8 protein-coding genes and 1 pseudogene are annotated in these 17,094 nt (G+C 45.4%); 5 read left to right on the top strand and 4 right to left on the bottom strand.

The window, feature by feature from the left end; translation table 11 throughout:
* Positions 1–230 precede the first annotated feature (230 nt).
* Positions 231–2,102, bottom strand: a complete 1,872-nt coding sequence (ftsH4, locus tag OSCI_RS08750; RefSeq protein WP_007354561.1) for an ATP-dependent zinc metalloprotease FtsH — start codon at positions 2,100–2,102, stop codon at positions 231–233.
* 230 nt (positions 2,103–2,332) lie between these two features.
* Between ftsH4 and OSCI_RS08755 the strand changes: the two genes are divergently transcribed.
* Positions 2,333–2,602, top strand: a complete 270-nt coding sequence (locus OSCI_RS08755; RefSeq protein ID WP_007354563.1) for a DUF1816 domain-containing protein — start codon at positions 2,333–2,335, stop codon at positions 2,600–2,602.
* A 214-nt stretch (positions 2,603–2,816) separates the two neighbouring features.
* Here OSCI_RS08755 and OSCI_RS08760 read toward each other — a convergent pair whose 3' ends face one another.
* The gene (locus OSCI_RS08760; protein WP_007354564.1) at positions 2,817–3,821 is read right to left on the bottom strand and encodes a DnaJ C-terminal domain-containing protein; all 1,005 of its coding nucleotides are present in this window, start codon (positions 3,819–3,821) and stop codon (positions 2,817–2,819) included.
* 161 nt (positions 3,822–3,982) lie between these two features.
* Here OSCI_RS08760 and OSCI_RS31910 point away from each other — a divergent pair, with 161 nt between their 5' ends.
* Positions 3,983–4,105, top strand: a complete 123-nt coding sequence (locus OSCI_RS31910; RefSeq protein ID WP_019487884.1) for a hypothetical protein — start codon at positions 3,983–3,985, stop codon at positions 4,103–4,105.
* A gap of 299 nt (positions 4,106–4,404) precedes the next feature.
* Here the strand turns inward: OSCI_RS31910 and OSCI_RS08765 are convergent, their stop codons facing one another.
* Together OSCI_RS08765 and OSCI_RS08770 are read right to left on the bottom strand one after the other, a co-directional pair.
* A complete protein-coding gene (locus OSCI_RS08765) occupies positions 4,405–5,694 on the bottom strand; it encodes a glucose-1-phosphate adenylyltransferase (protein ID WP_007354565.1) in 1,290 nt (429 codons plus the stop codon).
* A gap of 102 nt (positions 5,695–5,796) precedes the next feature.
* Positions 5,797–6,207: pseudogene (locus OSCI_RS08770) on the bottom strand (Uma2 family endonuclease); the annotation flags it as partial.
* A 496-nt stretch (positions 6,208–6,703) separates the two neighbouring features.
* Between OSCI_RS08770 and OSCI_RS08775 the strand changes: the two are divergent.
* The 3 genes from OSCI_RS08775 to speA all read left to right on the top strand — a co-directional run bounded on the left by OSCI_RS08775 (position 6,704) and on the right by speA (position 17,042).
* Entirely contained in the window at positions 6,704–8,146 is a 1,443-nt protein-coding gene (locus OSCI_RS08775; RefSeq protein ID WP_007354567.1) for a DEAD/DEAH box helicase, read from the top strand.
* A gap of 470 nt (positions 8,147–8,616) precedes the next feature.
* A complete protein-coding gene (locus OSCI_RS08780; RefSeq protein ID WP_007354568.1) occupies positions 8,617–14,784 on the top strand; it encodes a DUF4347 domain-containing protein in 6,168 nt (2,055 codons plus the stop codon).
* Positions 14,785–15,074: 290 nt separating this feature from the next.
* Positions 15,075–17,042: a biosynthetic arginine decarboxylase gene (gene speA, locus OSCI_RS08785; protein WP_007354569.1), complete on the top strand. Its 1,968-nt coding sequence runs from the start codon at positions 15,075–15,077 to the stop codon at positions 17,040–17,042.
* The last annotated feature ends 52 nt before the right edge of the window (positions 17,043–17,094 follow it).

Here is a 17,094-nt window from a genome sequence, read left to right on the forward strand (position 1 = left end):
GGGGAAGAAGTCAATAGTTTGGGCCATGAGCGAGTGTCCTAACCGTTGTGGCGGTTGCTATAAAACCAGAAACCCGGTTTCTTCCATTTTTCCGAGAAACCGGGTTTTTTTGCCTCTTGTAACTAATTGCTAATCTAGGGTTCGCGCATCGTTGTAACTCCCCTCTCTGGGCGGTATTTGACCGCAAGCAAGGGCGGCGTTACGTCAGAAGTACCTAGATTCTGACCAAACTAAACAGCAGCAGGAACATTTACAGGCCGTACTTGACCCAGTAAGTTGTGCAGTTCCTCACCCTCAATTACCTCAGTTTCCAAAAGTTTAGTCGCAATAGTTTCTAGCAAATCGCGATTGTTCTTCAAAATATCTAAAGCTTGAGTGTGAGCAGTTTCGACAATTTCCTTCACTTCTTTATCAATTGCATCTGCTGTTTGTTCGCTCACCTGACGGCGGGGGCTACCCATGCCATCATTGAGGAATTGACCTTGCTGACCCTTCTCATAAGCTAAAGGCCCTAAAATCTTGCTCATGCCGTAAGTTGTCACCATCCGTTCTGCTAAATCAGTAGCGCGTTGAAGATCGTTGGAAGCACCCGTAGTGATACTACCAAAAATAATTTCTTCGGCTGAACGTCCGCCCAAAAGTGTCGCAATTTGACCGCGAAGTTCTACTTCATCCATCAAAAATCTGTCTTCAGTTGGCAATTGCAAGGTATAACCTAAAGCTGCCATCCCACGAGGAATGATGGAAATTTTTTCAACTTTGCCGCCACTAGCAGTTAAAAACCCAACTAAAGCGTGACCAACTTCGTGATAAGCGACAATCTTTTTCTCTTTTTCATTCATGACGCGGCTTTTCTTTTCTAGACCTGCAACCACTCGTTCGATCGCTTCGGCAAAGTCAGCTTGAGCGACAGTTTCACGACGGTTACGAGCGGCTAATAAAGCAGCTTCATTAACTAAATTTGCCAAATCTGCACCCGCAAAACCGGGAGTTCTAGCGGCGATTGCTTTTAAGTTAATATCTGGGCCCAGTTTAACTTTCTGAGAGTGAATGTTAAGAATAGCTTCGCGACCAGATAAATCGGGGCGATCGACTAAAACCTGTCTGTCAAAACGTCCCGGACGTAACAAAGCTGGATCTAAACTTTCAGGGCGATTAGTTGCTGCTAGCACAATTACGGTAGTATTACCTGCCGCAAAACCGTCCATTTCTGTTAATAATTGATTGAGAGTTTGTTCGCGTTCGTCATTACCACCGTAGAAAGCGCCGCTACTACGAGACTTACCGATCGCATCCAATTCGTCAATGAAAATAATGCAAGGAGCCTGTTTTTTGGCTTGTTCAAATAAGTCGCGGACTCTTGCCGAACCTACACCAACAAATAGTTCCACAAACTCGGAACCAGAGATGCTGAAAAATGGAACGCCAGCTTCTCCTGCTACAGCTTTCGCTAATAGGGTTTTACCAGTACCAGGAGGCCCAACTAATAGCACGCCTTTGGGAATGCGAGCTCCAATTGCTGTAAATCTGTCTGGAGTTTTGAGAAAATCGACAATCTCAACTAATTCAGTTTTAGCCTCTTCCACACCTGCAACATCAGCAAAAGTTATTTTAGCAGATTCGCCTTCTACATAAACCTTAGCCTTACTTTTACCAATGGAAAGAGCGCCTTGGGGCCCGCCGCCACCACGACTGATAAAAAATTGCCAGATAGCAACAAAAATTAATGGCGGAACCACCCAACCTAATAAACTGGTAAACCAGCCATTTTTAGGTGGAGGAGTTGCTGCAAATTCAACGCCTTTTTCTTCCAAAAGTTTTGGTAATTCTAAATCAAAAATGGGTGTAGTGGCGAGTACCTGACCTGGTTGATCCGCTTCACCTTTAAGCTGATAGCGAATTTCATTTTGACCCACAGAAGCCCGTTGTACCTCTTGTTCTTGCACCTGATGGACGAACAAGCTATAAGGTACTTGCGGAATTTGGGGGCCAAGTAAACTCGGCAAAAATATGTTACCCAGTAGAAACAAACCTGATAGCAATAACAAAATATTGCCAATCTGACGAGAACGAGGGGGTTGAGGCTGGTCTTTAATCGCCATTGGAAATATTCATCCTTTGATTTCAACCTGTCTTATTCATTAGTCTGCCATCAATAATGCAGGAATAACTTAGCGGATTTCCTCACTTCATTTGGTCGGTTAACCAGCATGGGTAATGCTGTATACCTAATTCTGACCGTAGCTAATCCCAATATCAGCACTGGGACAGAGACGATCCGATAAGCTAAGTTGATAATTTGATTAAAGTATTTACTTTTTACATAACTAAGATGCTTGGATTTTATTTTTTCTTGATCTACTGCATCGGACTGTGTTTGATAACTCAACCCAGCCGTCCTAAAGAGGAAGGGGAATGGTGGGTCGAGGTTGTCACTGAATCGCCACGCTGTACCTACTATTTTGGGCCATTTGACAGCGACAAAGAAGCCTCAAGTAATACTAATGGCTATATTGAAGATTTGGAAAGTGAGGGAGCCCAAAGAGTTAGCATTGAAATTAAGCGCTGTCAGCCTACTGAGCTAACAATTTGTGAGAGTTAACCTGGGAAAGGTTTCGTAGTTTGACTTGCTAGCACCGAGGCGACGATCGCGCAGGGTTAATATTAATTCCGGTGGATTAACCATAATAATTATGGTTAATCCACCGGAATTGGTATAATATCCTTGCCAGTGATGGAGAAAGACAGTTGCTTGGGTTTGGCGTTTTGAATTAAAAATTATTTAACTTAAAACTTCCAGCTCAAAACTCCAAACTTCACATTTGCATTTGCTTTAAATTGCTACGGGGATTAAAACTACGATTTGCCTTAATTTTCTCATAGCATTCTCGCTCCACAGCGCTAATATCTTTCGGTGCGACGATCGCAATTTTCACTAATTGGTCAGTGCGATCGCCTCCCTTGGGTTTGGGCCACCCTTTACCGCGCAACCTCAAAGATTGACCGGAACGAATGCCTGCTGGAACATTCACCGCCACCATTCCATCAGGCGTAGGTACCTCAATGGAGGCTCCCAACACCGCTTCATCAGGCGTTACGGGTACTTCACAAACCAAATTCTCCCCTTCAAACTGGAAGAAGGGATGAGGCAAAATTTCTACTTTCAGGTATAAATCTCCCCTTTGCTGGGTTTGGGGGTCTACTTGACCTTTCCCTCTAATCCGAATGCGGCTACCAGCTTTCACTCCCGCAGGAATGGAGACATCGCCAGTACCAACGCGCTTGGAAACACCCCGAAATGCTTCGCCGAGACTGAGGGAAATAGTTGCTTCGGTGTCGAGGGAAGTTGCAGCCGTGCGGTTGTCAAACCCTGTAAAATCTTCATATCCGCCAAAACCTGTCTGCCCGCCTTGATTGGGACGGTATGTGTAGTTCCAGTTGCCATTGCGACGGCTACCAGCAGCGGGCCCACCAACGCGACCCAGCAAAGTATTAATGAATTCGTCAAAACTGGCGTATTGGCTGAAGTCTACGCCGCCGAAGTCTACATTATTCGGACTACCTGGCCATCCACCAGGGGTTCCGGCTTGCTTCCAGTATTGACCAAATTGGTCATATTTTTTGCGTTTTTCGGGGTCTGATAAAACTTCGTAGGCTTCATTAACTTCTTTAAACCTGGCCTCTGCGTCTTTGTTGCCCGGATTCATGTCGGGATGGTACTTCCGGGCGAGTTTGCGGTAGGATTTTTTAATTTCATCAGCACTAGCGGTTTTGTTCAGTCCCAGAATTGCGTAAAAGTCTTTGAAGTCAGTTGTAGCCATTAACCGCCCTCCTTTTAAGTAGTTGTTAGCTTAAGGTTCTTAGCAAAAATAATCGGAAATTGATAACTTTGCCTATAATTGATTATGGCGCTACAGGAAGTCACAGGTGAGATTTAGATCAAATACAAGATTATCAAAAGTTTGAGTTCAGCTAAGTTCGGTTGTTTCTCCAAGGGGCGATCGCGATCGCCGTACTCAGAAGGCAGAAGGAGATGGGGGAGATGGGGAGGATGAGGGAGATGAGGGAGATGGGGGAGATGGGGAAGGTGCATTACCAGAAATAAAGCAATTTCTCAAAACTCAAACTTCCGGAAGGTGAGCGATCGCTTCGCCGCCGTCACAGAATTTAGAGTAACCGCCAATACAGTTAGGATCTTCTTAATTCCTGAAACTATTGTTTTTATTTTATTTTATTTTTCTTCCTTCTTCCTTCTTCCTTCTTCCTTTTTCCTTCTACTTACTCTAGCATTGGTGGTTAATCGTTAGCGTTTAAGTGTATTGGTAACTATGGGTTAGCAGACGGTTAGCTGCTAACAAGTAACTACTAACAAGTCACCACTAACGATTAACAACCAACCACTGCTTAAATGATCGTCCCATCTGAAATGATGGCATTTTTGAGGACTACAACAATGCCGCTGCGAATATAGAATCCTTGGTCTTCGCGTTCGGCTTCTTCCACTCTATCTTTATTGATAATTTGGACGTGGCGACCGATGCGGGCATTTTTGTCAACGATCGCGCGACGAATCCTAGTTTGTGCACCGATACCGACGGGGACACCGCCTTTGTCAGAACCGGACTGCCTTTCGGCGAAGGGTTCGTAGAAGTCGGAACCCATAATCAGGGAATCTTCGATGTTACATCCTGCTTCGATGCGCGATCGCACTCCTAATACTGAATGGTCGATCCGGCATTCTTTGAGGATGCAACCTTCAGCAATAATTGACTCGGTTACTTGGCAGTCTAACAGTTTAGATGGAGGTAAGTAACGCTGACGAGTATAAATTGGCGCTTGTTCGTCGTAAAAGCTGAAAGGTGGATGAGGCTGTTTTGTGAGAGCTAAGTTAGAATCATAGAAAGCCTCAATGGTTCCGATATCTTCCCAGTAGCCATCAAATAAGTAGGCTTGAACGTTGTAGTCTTTGGCGGAGTTGGGAATAATTTCTTTGCCAAAATCAGTCTGTTCTGGGGATTCTTTGAGCAATTTCATCAAAACGTCTTTGTTGAAGACGTAAATCCCCATTGAGGCAATATAAGGGCTTTCTTTGGCTTGTTCCGCTGTCAATCCCAGTTTAGTGGTATCGACTTGCATTTCTTTGAGGGCTTCGCCTTTGGGTTTTTCGCTGAAAGAGACAATACGACCGTCTTCATCGGTTTTCATTAACCCAAAGTCGGATGCACGTTTGTCGTCCATCGGTAAGACAGAGAGGGTGATATCTGCTTTGGTATCGAGGTGGCGTTGGACGAATTCTCGATAGTCCATCCGATAGAGGTGATCGCCTGAGAGTATCAGGTAATGGTCAATATCCCACTCTTCAAACAGCCAGAGATACTGGCGGACTGCATCGGCTGTGCCCTGAAACCAGTTGGGGTTTTCTTTGGTTTGCTGGGCCGCGAGCACTTCCACAAAGCCGTCACTGAACCCGGAGAAGTTGTAAGCGCGGGAAATGTGACGGTTGAGGGATGCGGAGTTGAATTGGGTGAGGACGTATATTTTGAGTATTTCTGAGTTGATGCAGTTGCTTACGGGGATGTCGATCAGGCGGTATTTGCCTGCGAGGGGGACGGCGGGTTTGGCCCGCAGTTTGGTAAGCGGGTAAAGGCGGGTACCTACGCCGCCGCCAAGGATAATGGCTAAGACTTTTTTCACAAAATTTCCTCCTGACTGCCGGTGAGCTCTCATTGTCCAGTGTCGGATGGTGAGGGATCGTTGACAAGGGGGGAGGGGCAGAAGTTATATCATTTGGTGTAGTTACAATTGTTCTGGGTTGATTCCCTGTTCTCGTAACTTTTCTAGTAATGTTTGATAGCGTTGCTGTTCTCGATCGAGTTGTGCGATCGCTTCCTCAGCCCGCTGATGTTCCTGTTCTGCCCTTTGACGTTCCTGTTCTCTGAGTCGATCTAATTCTACAGGAGTGAGAAATTTGCGGCCATCTGGGCGATAAATTTCTAAGTTATTTTGTGTTAGTTGAAAGCGGATTTCTAACAGGGGACTTACCCAGCCATTCATATCGGAAATTGATTCAAACCAATTTTCATTACGAATAAATCCGGTCAATTCTTTAATGTAATATTCTTGCACTCCATAACGTTGATAAAACAACAATTTGTCTGCCATTTTACCTGCACGATTGCCAGGGGATAAGATTTCAAAGGCGACTTGGGTAAGCCCAGTTGTGTATGTAGATTAAGTCTTCAACAGTCTTAAATTAGCCTTAATACCATCAAAAGGGCTACTTTCTAACAATTGAATAAAGTAGAAGCGATCGCTCACTGGCTAGAAGTGCGATCGCTTTCAACAGCTTGCTAATTCCTAATTGCTAATTACCCATCCCCCCAGCTCCCCCGCCCCCTGCCCCCCACCCCCCACAGGGTTATCCAAAAAATTTAATACTTTTGAGCTTTTGTTTCTGAATGTAAAGCGCTATCCTTAGATCAGCCAGTAAAAAGAGGGTGATGATTCCAGAAATTCAGCTACGGCTGTCGAGTCGGTGAATTACTCCCCTCGACGAAGCTGCCCTGCACTCGATAAGGTATTATACGGGCGGGCGTGGAGACGCAACGCCATATCGAACTCTTATGAGTTCCTGCAACTATCGCAGAAATCCGCATCCGAGTTGGGCAACTCAGAAGGCTAAAACTCGTTACTAGGAGAATTAATGAATTTAACGTTTGAAAGCTTAGGTATCTCAGAAGAGCGCATTCGCCATCTGGAGACATTAGGCTTTAGTGAACCCACACCCATTCAGACCCAAGCAATTCCTCATTTATTAGCTGGGCGCGATGTGGTGGGTCAGGCTCAGACAGGAACGGGCAAAACAGCAGCATTTTCGTTGCCCATATTGGAACGGATCGATCTTGGCGTAACTGCGGTTCAAGCCCTGATTTTGACTCCAACTCGTGAATTAGCGCTGCAAGTGACTGAGGCAATCCGCGAGTTGAGCGGTCTCAGCGAAGGCCCTGTGAAATTAGGCCGTTCTTTGCAAGTTTTGACTGTGTACGGGGGTCAATCAATTGACCGTCAGATGCAGCGCTTGCGCCGAGGTGTTCATATTGTAGTGGGAACACCTGGTCGGATTATTGATATGCTCAACCGGGGCAGTCTGAAGCTAGACCAATTGAAATGGATGGTTTTGGATGAAGCTGACGAAATGCTGAGCATGGGCTTTATCCAAGACGTGGAAAAGATCCTTGAGGCTGCACCTGCGGATCACCAGACAGCATTTTTCTCGGCGACGATGGAGGCTTCGATCCGCAAATTGGTGTCTAAGCATTTGCGATCGCCCATTAATGTCACGGTGGAACAACCAAAAGCTACACCGAAGCGTATCCGCCAGTGCGTATACATGGTTCCGCGTGGCTGGTCGAAGTCACGAGCTTTGCAGCCGATTTTGGAAATGGAAGATCCCGAATCTGCGCTAATCTTTGTACGAACAAGAGCGGCGGCGGCGGAGTTGACCAGTCAGTTGCAAGCAGCCGGTCACAGCGTTGATGAATATCACGGCAATTTAAACCAAGCACAACGGGAGCGGCTTTTATCTCGTTTCCACCAAAGCCAGGTGCGCTGGGTGGTGGCGACGGATATTGCGGCGCGGGGTTTGGACGTAAATGATTTGACTCACGTAATTAACTACGATTTACCCGATAGCGTGGAAAGCTATGTTCACCGGATTGGTCGCACGGGTCGTGCTGGCCGCGAGGGGACGGCGATTACGTTGATTCAGGCGGTGGATCGCCGGAAATTGCGGTTGATCGAGCGTCACGTGCGCCAAACTCTGACGGTTCGCACGATTCCGACGCGATCGCAGATTGAAGGTAAGCAATTAGAGAAGATGCAAGCTAAGGTGCGCGAAGCGCTGGCTGGCGAGCGCATGGCTTCTTTCTTACCTTTAGTATCTCAGTTGTGTGAGGAGTACGATCCTCATGCGATCGCGGCTGCGGCTTTACAAATGACTTTCGATCAAAGTCGTCCCGCTTGGATGGGGTCAGATTACGCTGTAGAGGATGAACCACTATCAACTGATTCTCACAAACCACAGTTGATCAAGAAGCGGCCTAAGACTGTTGTAAATCCTACTTCTCCTGTGACACAGAATAGCTAATTTTTAGGGTGAGCATTGCTCATTCTTTTAAAAATAGAGATGCGAGCGATCGCGTCTCTATTTCATTTTATAGCCGAAGTTCCCAGGACTTTAGTACCCAACCAAAGAAACCGGGTTTTTTGACGAAAATACTTCGCTCGGACTCATACAAAAAAGGTAAACAATTATACTATAAACGTTGCTAAATATATGTGAATTATTATTACAGGTTTTCTTCGCTCTCTCCGTAATTTTACATAGAAAAATTCAAGTAAATGTACTGCTTTTATCTGTATATTTACGGTTTTCATCTGTAGAAAATCTAATATAATTCGATAATTGGGTAGCGATAAACTAATAAAATCAAATTTTATTGTTGATTTCCCGCGCACAAAAACGGAAATTGATTATAACCATTTTTACTGCCTATATCCCTTTGCAACCTGATTAGTGTTAACAAGACCTAACAAAAACTAACAAGGTGATTCATCGTGAATAAGCAAGTTATCTTTGTTGACTCTTCTGTACAAGATTATCAAAGCTTGATTTCAGAGATTAATGGCGCTGAAATTACGATCTTAAATGAAAATTTAAGCGGTATCGAGCAAATTACAGCAGCCTTAGCTAATAAAAAAGATATTGAAGCGCTGCATATCCTTTCACACGGCAGCCCAGGCAGTTTACAAATCGGTGCAGAGGGGCTCAATGGGAATAATATAGAAAAATTCAGCACTCAGCTAAAACAGTGGGGAAATGCCCTAACTGAAAATGGCGAGATTCTATTATATGGCTGCGATGTAGCGGCAACAGAAACCGGATTACAATTTATCCAAAACCTGCATCAATTAACAGGGGCAGATATTGCCGCATCGAATAACAAAACGGGGAATAAAGCATTAGGGGGAGACTGGGAATTAGAAGTAAAAATCGGGAACGTAGAAACCCAATCTCTGAAGGTTCCTAGTTACAGTTACACCTTAGCGCCAACAGGCACGGCTGATAACAAAGGTGTCCTTGTCAGCGGTACTCCAACTTCCATGCAGATCGATGTTTTAGCCAATGACACTGGAACCGGAAGGCTGAATGTCGAAAGTATTGTTAGCGGCCCTACTAATGGCACAGCAATTATTAATGACTGGATTTATGTGGGCGGCTATTTCACCAGCATCGGTGGACAAACCCGCAACAGAATAGCTCGATTGAATAGCGATGGGACGTTAGATAGCACCTTCAACCCGAATGCAAGTTCCGATGTCCAAGCGATCGCCATAGACAGCAGTGGCAACCCCTATGTGGGTGGCGCTTTCTTCACTATCGGCGGACAAACCCGCAACAAAATCGTCAAATTAAACCCCACAACTGGTGCTGCCGATGCTACCTTCAACCCGAACGCGAATGCTAATGTCGAAGCGATCGCCATAGACAGCAGTGGCAACCTCATAGTGGGGGGCATTTTCAGCATTATCGACGGACAAAGCCGCAACAGGGTCGCTAAATTAAACCCCACAACTGGTGCTGCCGATGCCACCTTCAACCCGAACGCGGATGGTAGGATCGAAAAGTTCGCCCTAGACAGCAGTGGCAACCCCATAGTGGGCGGCGAATTCACCACCGTCGGCGCACAACCCCGCAACAAAATCGCCAAGTTAGACCCCACAACAGGTGCCGCTAATGCTACCTTCAACCCCAATGCGAATAATACTGTCTTAGCAATCGCCTTTAACACCAGTGGCAATCCCTATATAGTCGGCCATTTCACCAACATCGACGGACAAACCCGCAACCGTATCGCCAAATTAGACCCTACAACTGGTGCTGCCGATGCTACCTTTAACCCGAATGCAGATAATAGTGTTTATGAGATCGCCGTTGACAGCAGTGGCAACCCCTATGTAGGCGGCTTTTTCAACAATATCGGTGGACAAGCCCGCAACAGTATCGCCAAATTAGACCCCACAACTGGTACTGCCGATGCTACCTTTAACCCGAATGCGAATGGTGCTATCAATCAGATCGCCTTTGACAGCAGTGGCAACCTCATAGTGGGGGGCGTTTTCAACACCATCGGCGGACAAACCCGCAACAGAGTCGCTAAGTTAGACCCCACAACTGGTGTGGCCGATGCCACCTTCAATCCGAATGTGAATAATCAGGTCAATGCGATCGCGATCGACCCCAAAAGAGACATTCTCTACACCCCCAACGCCAACTTCAACGGCATCGACACCTTCACCTACACCGCCAAAGACAGCAGCGGCATCAGCAGCCCGATCTCTGTTAACGTCCTCGTCAACGACTCCCCCGTACTGGATAGCAGCGGCGCACCCACTCTCAACGCCCAAACTCAAAACGACAGCAACAGTACAGGTACATTAATCTCCACCATCATCGCCAACCTCGGCGGCGCACAGATATCCGATCCCAACGCTAGCGCCTCCCAAGGCATTGCCATCACCGCATTAGATACGGCTAACGGCAATTGGCAATACACCACCGATGGCACAACCTGGAATAACGCCCCAGCAGTTTCAGCCACCAACGCCTTACTATTAGCGAGTGATGCCAACACCAAAATCCGATTTGTTCCCAATCCAACTTATAACGGCACTCTCACAAATGCCATAACCTTTGCCGCCTGGGATCAAATTACTGGCACAAATGGCAGTACCGCCGACTACACCACAGATCGAACTAATAACACCACATCCAGCGTTTTTAGTAGCGTTACTGAAACCGCCGACATCACTATTGACCCCTTACCCGCTCCCACCATTACCAACGTCAGCGCTACCACCGCAGACGGCACTTACGGCATCGGCACAAACATTGACATCAGCGTTCAATTCTCTGAAATAGTTAACGTCACAGGTACACCGAAACTTAGCTTATCAGGTGTAACTCCTGTTGCTAATTACCTCTCAGGCAGCGGTAGCAACACCTTAACATTCCAGTACGCAGTTACAGCAGGTGATAACAGCGCTGACTTAGACTATCCTTCCACAACTGCCTTATCTTTAAGCGGCGGTACTATTAAGAATGCGACCAATAATGATGCTACTCTAACCTTACCCACTCCCGGCGCAGCAAATTCTTTAGGTGCGAATAAAGCATTAGTAATTGACACCACCGCACCCACCGTCACCATTAACCAAGCATCAGGACAAACCGATCCGGCATCAACTTCACCTATCAATTTTACCGTCACATTTAGCGAACCAGTCACAGGTTTTGATGCCACCGATATTGACTTAACTACCAGTACCGCAACGGGAACATTAACACCAACTATTACAGGTAGTGGCTCTGTTTACAACGTCGCAGTCAATGGCATGACAGGTAACGGGAATGTCATTGCTAGTATTAAAGCTAACGGCGTTACCGATTCAGCAAGTAATAACAATACTGCTAGTACCAGCACCGACAATAGCGTTACCTACGATCCGACAATCCCCACAGTTATATCCATTAACCGCCTAGCTGCATCTCCCACTATTGCGGCTACTGCTACCTACGAAATTAAGTTTTCTCAAGATGTTACAGGCGTTGATGTTTCTGACTTTACTTTAGTACCAACTGGTGTAATTGGTGCATCCATTGGCACTTTAACCCCAGTCGATGCTAAGACTTACCAACTGGAAGTTAACACAGGTACGGGTAGCGGTACAATTGGGTTAAATTTGACCGATGATGACAGCATTACAAATAGTTTGGCTGTGGCATTAGGCGGTACTGGTACTGGCAATGGTAATTTAACAGGACAAGTTTACGACATTGACAGGACTGGGCCAACTGGCAGTTTGAATGCTATTTCGGATATTACGACAGCGGGAGGAACCAGTCAAAGTTTGACTGTCACTTTTAGCGATAATGATGTTGTTGATGTTTCAAGTTTAGATAGTTCTGATGTTTTGATAAATTGGTCTGGCGGTAATATTCCAGCTAGTTTTGTCAGTGTTGATGTTAATAGTAATGGTACGCCTCGGACAGCTACTTATTCATTTACTCCTCCTAGCGGAAGTTGGGATGAAGCTGATAATGGAACTTACACTGTTAATTTGCAAGGAAGTCAGGTTAAAGATAGTCTAGGCAATCTTGCTGCTGCTACCAGTTTAGGAAGTTTTAACGTTAATATTGCAGCGCCGGTTCCGACACCAATTCCTACGCCGATTCCCACTCCAATTCCCACTCCAATTCCCACTCCAATTCCCACTCCAATTCCTACATCAACTCCAACTCCTACGCCAACACCGACACCAATTCCGACACCAATTCCCACGCCAACTCCATCGGTAACATCAACACCAACTCCAACAAATACGCCAACTCCAACACCAATTCCTACGCCATCAGTAACTCCAACTCCAACACCAATTCCTACATCTACGCCAACACCAACTCCAACAAATACGCCAACACCAACACCAACAATAACGCCAACACCAACACCATCAATAACACCAACGCCTACACCCTCTTTTAACAACCAAGCGCCAATCGTCTATAACCCAATATGGACTCAAAGTGCTGTTAGTGGATTTTCTAGCAATACCGCTTTTACCTTTGCTGCTGACACATTTATCGATCCAGATCCAGGCGATACTATTACCTATGAAGTCACCGCCTTAGATAATAATTCTGTTGATTATGGACAAGATTATATCTGGACGCAAGGCGTAAATGGGGGCCAATACAAGCGTAAAACAGAAAATGCTTCCGTCACTACTATTCCCGGAATCTTTGACGGGCCGAATGCTTCGCTAAATTTTGACCCCACTACTCGCACTCTCAGTCAAGTACCAGGAAAGAATTTATCTTTACCACAATGGGTAGAAGTTAAAGCTACTGACAATAATGGTAAGAGTGTTAGTGAGTTATTAGAGCTTGTAGGCTGGAATTGCACGGGTTTTGTGATTGATGATTATATTTCTGGTGCTAATGTTTTCTTGGATGCTAACAAAAATGGCATCATCGATCCGAACGAACCCAAAGGGATAACTGACGGTCAAGGTGCTTTTGGTTTTGATATAGATTATAGCACTTTTGACACTAATAATAATGGGAAACTCGATCCCAGTGAAGGTAATTTAGCGGCTTTTGGCGGTATCGACATCGGGACGGGTTTACCGTTAGAAACTCCGTTGAAAGCAACACCAGATTCACAAGTAATTACTTTACTAACTAGCATCTTAGCTGAATTAGCCGATCGCGGTTTAACTGTGAATGAAGCTAATACCGAAGTTACTAGCGCTTTCGGCATTCCTAGCGATATTCCGATTAATCAATTCGATCCGATTGCTGCGACTAAAGCTAACTACCCAGGTGCGACATCGGTATTAAGCGCGATGATTCAAGCGCAAAACTCGATTACTCAAATTGCGGGATTGATTGAAGGCGCAAGTAGTCTTTCTGTGGGTGATGCTGTTGGGGAAATAGTGAGTGCGATCGCGGATGTCGTCCAAACGGGAGTATCCTTAGATTTAACCCAACCTGAACAATTTGCGGCGTTAATAGCAAAGGTAGCAGAGCGGGTGAAGGCGATCGATCCTAATTTTAACTCCCAAGAGGTATCAGCGGCCGCACCCGCACTGGCGCAGGTGATAGCAGCGTCTAATCAGCGAGTTGTGGATGCGATCGCATCTAATACCGATCCTACTGAATTGCAAAAACAATTAGCATTAGTCCAAAAAGTTGCTTTAGGCGCAACAACTCAAGACTTTAAGGATTTTGGTGCGGGTCAAAAACCACTTGACGATTTAGTTACAGAAAACACGGGTACAGCATTAGATGGACAAATTTTTAATGCAACTAATCCCTCAACAATACCAACGCCAACGCCAACAACTGTAACATCAACACCAACGCCAACGCCAACAAGTTTAACACCAACACCAACAACTGTAGCATTAACACCGATAGAAACAACACCAACGTCAACACCAACACCAACAAATGTAACAATAGAGATTGCTATACCCAAACCATCGGTATCAATTAACAATCCATCGGGTTTACCAGAAAATACTCTATTAGGTGATGTTTACTTACTCACAGATGGCATAGATACCAGCATCCCATCATCAGTATTAGATTTAACCATTTTTGCTCTTTCTGGTAGCGACTCCTTAACAGGTTCAGAATTACCAAATACCTATTTTGGTAATCAAGGAGAAGATAATTTAGTAGGTAAAGGTGGTGACGATCAATTATTTGGCGGTAAAGGTTCTGACTCGCTAGATGGTGGTATTGATAACGATTTTGTAAGTGGGAATAATGGAAACGATCTGTTGCTAGGTGGCGATGGTAATGATACTCTGCGCGGTGGTAAGCAAGATGATGTCTTATCTGGCGGCGCGGGTAACGATCTCCTGAATGGCGATGCTGGTTTTGATGTCCTTACAGGTGGTGAAGGTAATGATACCTTTGTCTTAGAATATCTCCCCAATAATCCCGATCGCGCTGATGCGATCGCTGACTTCACCTCTGATGATAAAATTCAGTTAATAGGTGTTACTTTCAGCGAACTAACCTTTGAGTCAGTTAATGTAGTTTTAGATGGTGCGAATGCTGTAGTATCAACGGCAATTAAATCGGGTAATGATTATTTGGGAGTGGTTTATAATGTGAATCCAACTGCTCTTAGTAGTAGCTCTTTCTTTTAGTATTACTTAAGGCCTGGCGAATAGAATTCGCGGCTACACAAACAAAGTCCGCCTACGCGGACTAAAGGAAAATCAGACCTTTTTAAACCCGCGCAGGCGGGTTTTGTGTGTGTAGATGCGGTTTCAACCGCCTAGTTTCTTTCCAGGCGCGGTATTCTTACCGCCAGGATGGTGGCCGTACTGCGATCGTGCGTAAGTCCGGTTATATAATTGCGTGTCATGGGGCGATCGCAGCAAGCCGAATAAGTTAAACTATCTATTCAACTAATTGCTGTGAGGTTCCCGATCCGATGAGTGCCCCCACCACGACCCCTAACTCCGATATTGCTATCCCTGTGGTTACTGCGATTGCGACCATACCGCCACAAAAGTCTTGGAAAATTGAGGATAGCGAGAAACTGTATCGCATTCAAGGCTGGGGTGAACCCTACTTTTCGATTAACGCAGCGGGTCACATTACAGTGTCTCCCAAGGGCGATCGCGGTGGTTCCCTAGACTTGTACGATCTGGTAGAATCCCTCAAACAGCGGAGTCTGGGTCTGCCTTTGTTGATCCGCTTTTCGGATATTCTGGAAGATCGGATCGAGCGCTTAAATTCCTGTTTTGCCAAAGCGATCGCCCGTTATAACTACAAAAACGTATATCGCGGCGTATTTCCCGTCAAGTGCAACCAACACCGCCACTTAGTAGAAGATTTAGTCAGGTTTGGTCAGCCGCACTATTTCGGCTTAGAAGCAGGTTCTAAGCCAGAATTAATGATCGCTTTGGCCACCCTAAAAACGCCCGGTGCAATGTTAATTTGCAACGGCTATAAAGACCGAGAATATGTAGAAACAGCCATACTAGCACAGCGTTTAGGTCAAACTTCGGTAATTGTCCTCGAGCAAATTGAGGAAGTCCAACTCGCCATCGAAGCTGGTAAAGCTTTGGGAATTAAGCCAGTATTAGGTGTTAGAGCCAAACTCAGCACTAAAGGCATTGGTCATTGGGGAAATTCTACAGGCGATCGCGCTAAATTTGGTTTAACTATCCCCGAAATCATGCGTGCAGTTGACGAATTGCGATCGGCAGAAATGCTGGATTGTTTACAACTATTGCACTTTCATATTGGCTCTCAAATTTCATCAATTAGCATCATCAAAGAAGCCATCCGCGAAGCTAGCCACATTTACGTCGAGTTGGCTAAATTAGGAGCCAATATGAAGTATCTTGATGTCGGCGGCGGGCTGGGAGTTGACTATGATGGCTCTAAAACGAACTTTCACGCCTCTAAAAATTACAATATGCAGAACTACGCTAATGACGTAGTAGCAGGGGTTAAAGATGCTTGCGACGAGCGTAAATTGCCCGTTCCAATTTTAATTAGCGAAAGTGGCAGAGCCATTGCCTCTCACCAATCAGTGTTAATTTTTGACGTACTAGGAACCAGCGATGTCCCTAGAGAAATAGTTGAACCTGTAGGTGAAGACGAGCATCTAATTCCTCGTAATCTTTACGAAATTTATCAGTCAATTAACGAGGAAAACTACCAAGAAGTTTATCACGATGCCATCCAGTTTAAGGAAGAAGCAATTAGCTTATTTAACTTGGGGTATTTGGGAATTGCTGAGCGAGCAAAAACAGAGCGGCTTTACTGGGCTTGCTGTGAGAAAATCCAAGCGATTGCACGTCAGAAAGACTATGTACCTGATGACTTAGAAGACTTGGAAAAAATCATGGCTTCTATTTACTACATTAACCTGTCAGTGTTCCAGTCAGCACCAGACAGTTGGGCGATTAATCAGCTATTCCCAATTATGCCCGTCCATCGCCTTGACGAAGAACCAACTCAACGGGGAATTCTCGCAGATTTAACCTGCGATAGCGACGGCAAAATTGACCAGTTTATCGATTTACGAGATGTCAAGCCAGTTTTAGAACTGCACAAAATTAAGACAGGAGAACCTTATTATTTGGCTCTATTTCTGGGCGGAGCCTATCAGGAAATCATGGGCAATTTGCACAACCTATTTGGCGATGCTAACACTGTCCATATCCAACTAACTCCGTCTGGTTTCAAAATCGAGCACGTTGTTAAAGGCGACACAATGAAAGAAGTGCTTGGCTATGTACAATACGATTCGGAGAGTCTAGTTGAAAGCATCCGCCGCCAGACAGAACAAGCTTTGCAGCAAAATAAAATCACTCTTGCTGAAGCCCAACTTTTGCTGCAAAACTATGAGCGTAGCCTCAGTAGGTATACTTATCTTCAGAGCTAATTGGTAATTGGTAATTGGTAATTGGTAATTGGTAATTGGTAATTCAGGAGTT

This window comes from Kamptonema sp. PCC 6506 (assembly GCF_000180455.1).
Classification (GTDB): Bacteria; Cyanobacteriota; Cyanobacteriia; order Cyanobacteriales; family Microcoleaceae; genus Kamptonema; species Kamptonema formosum.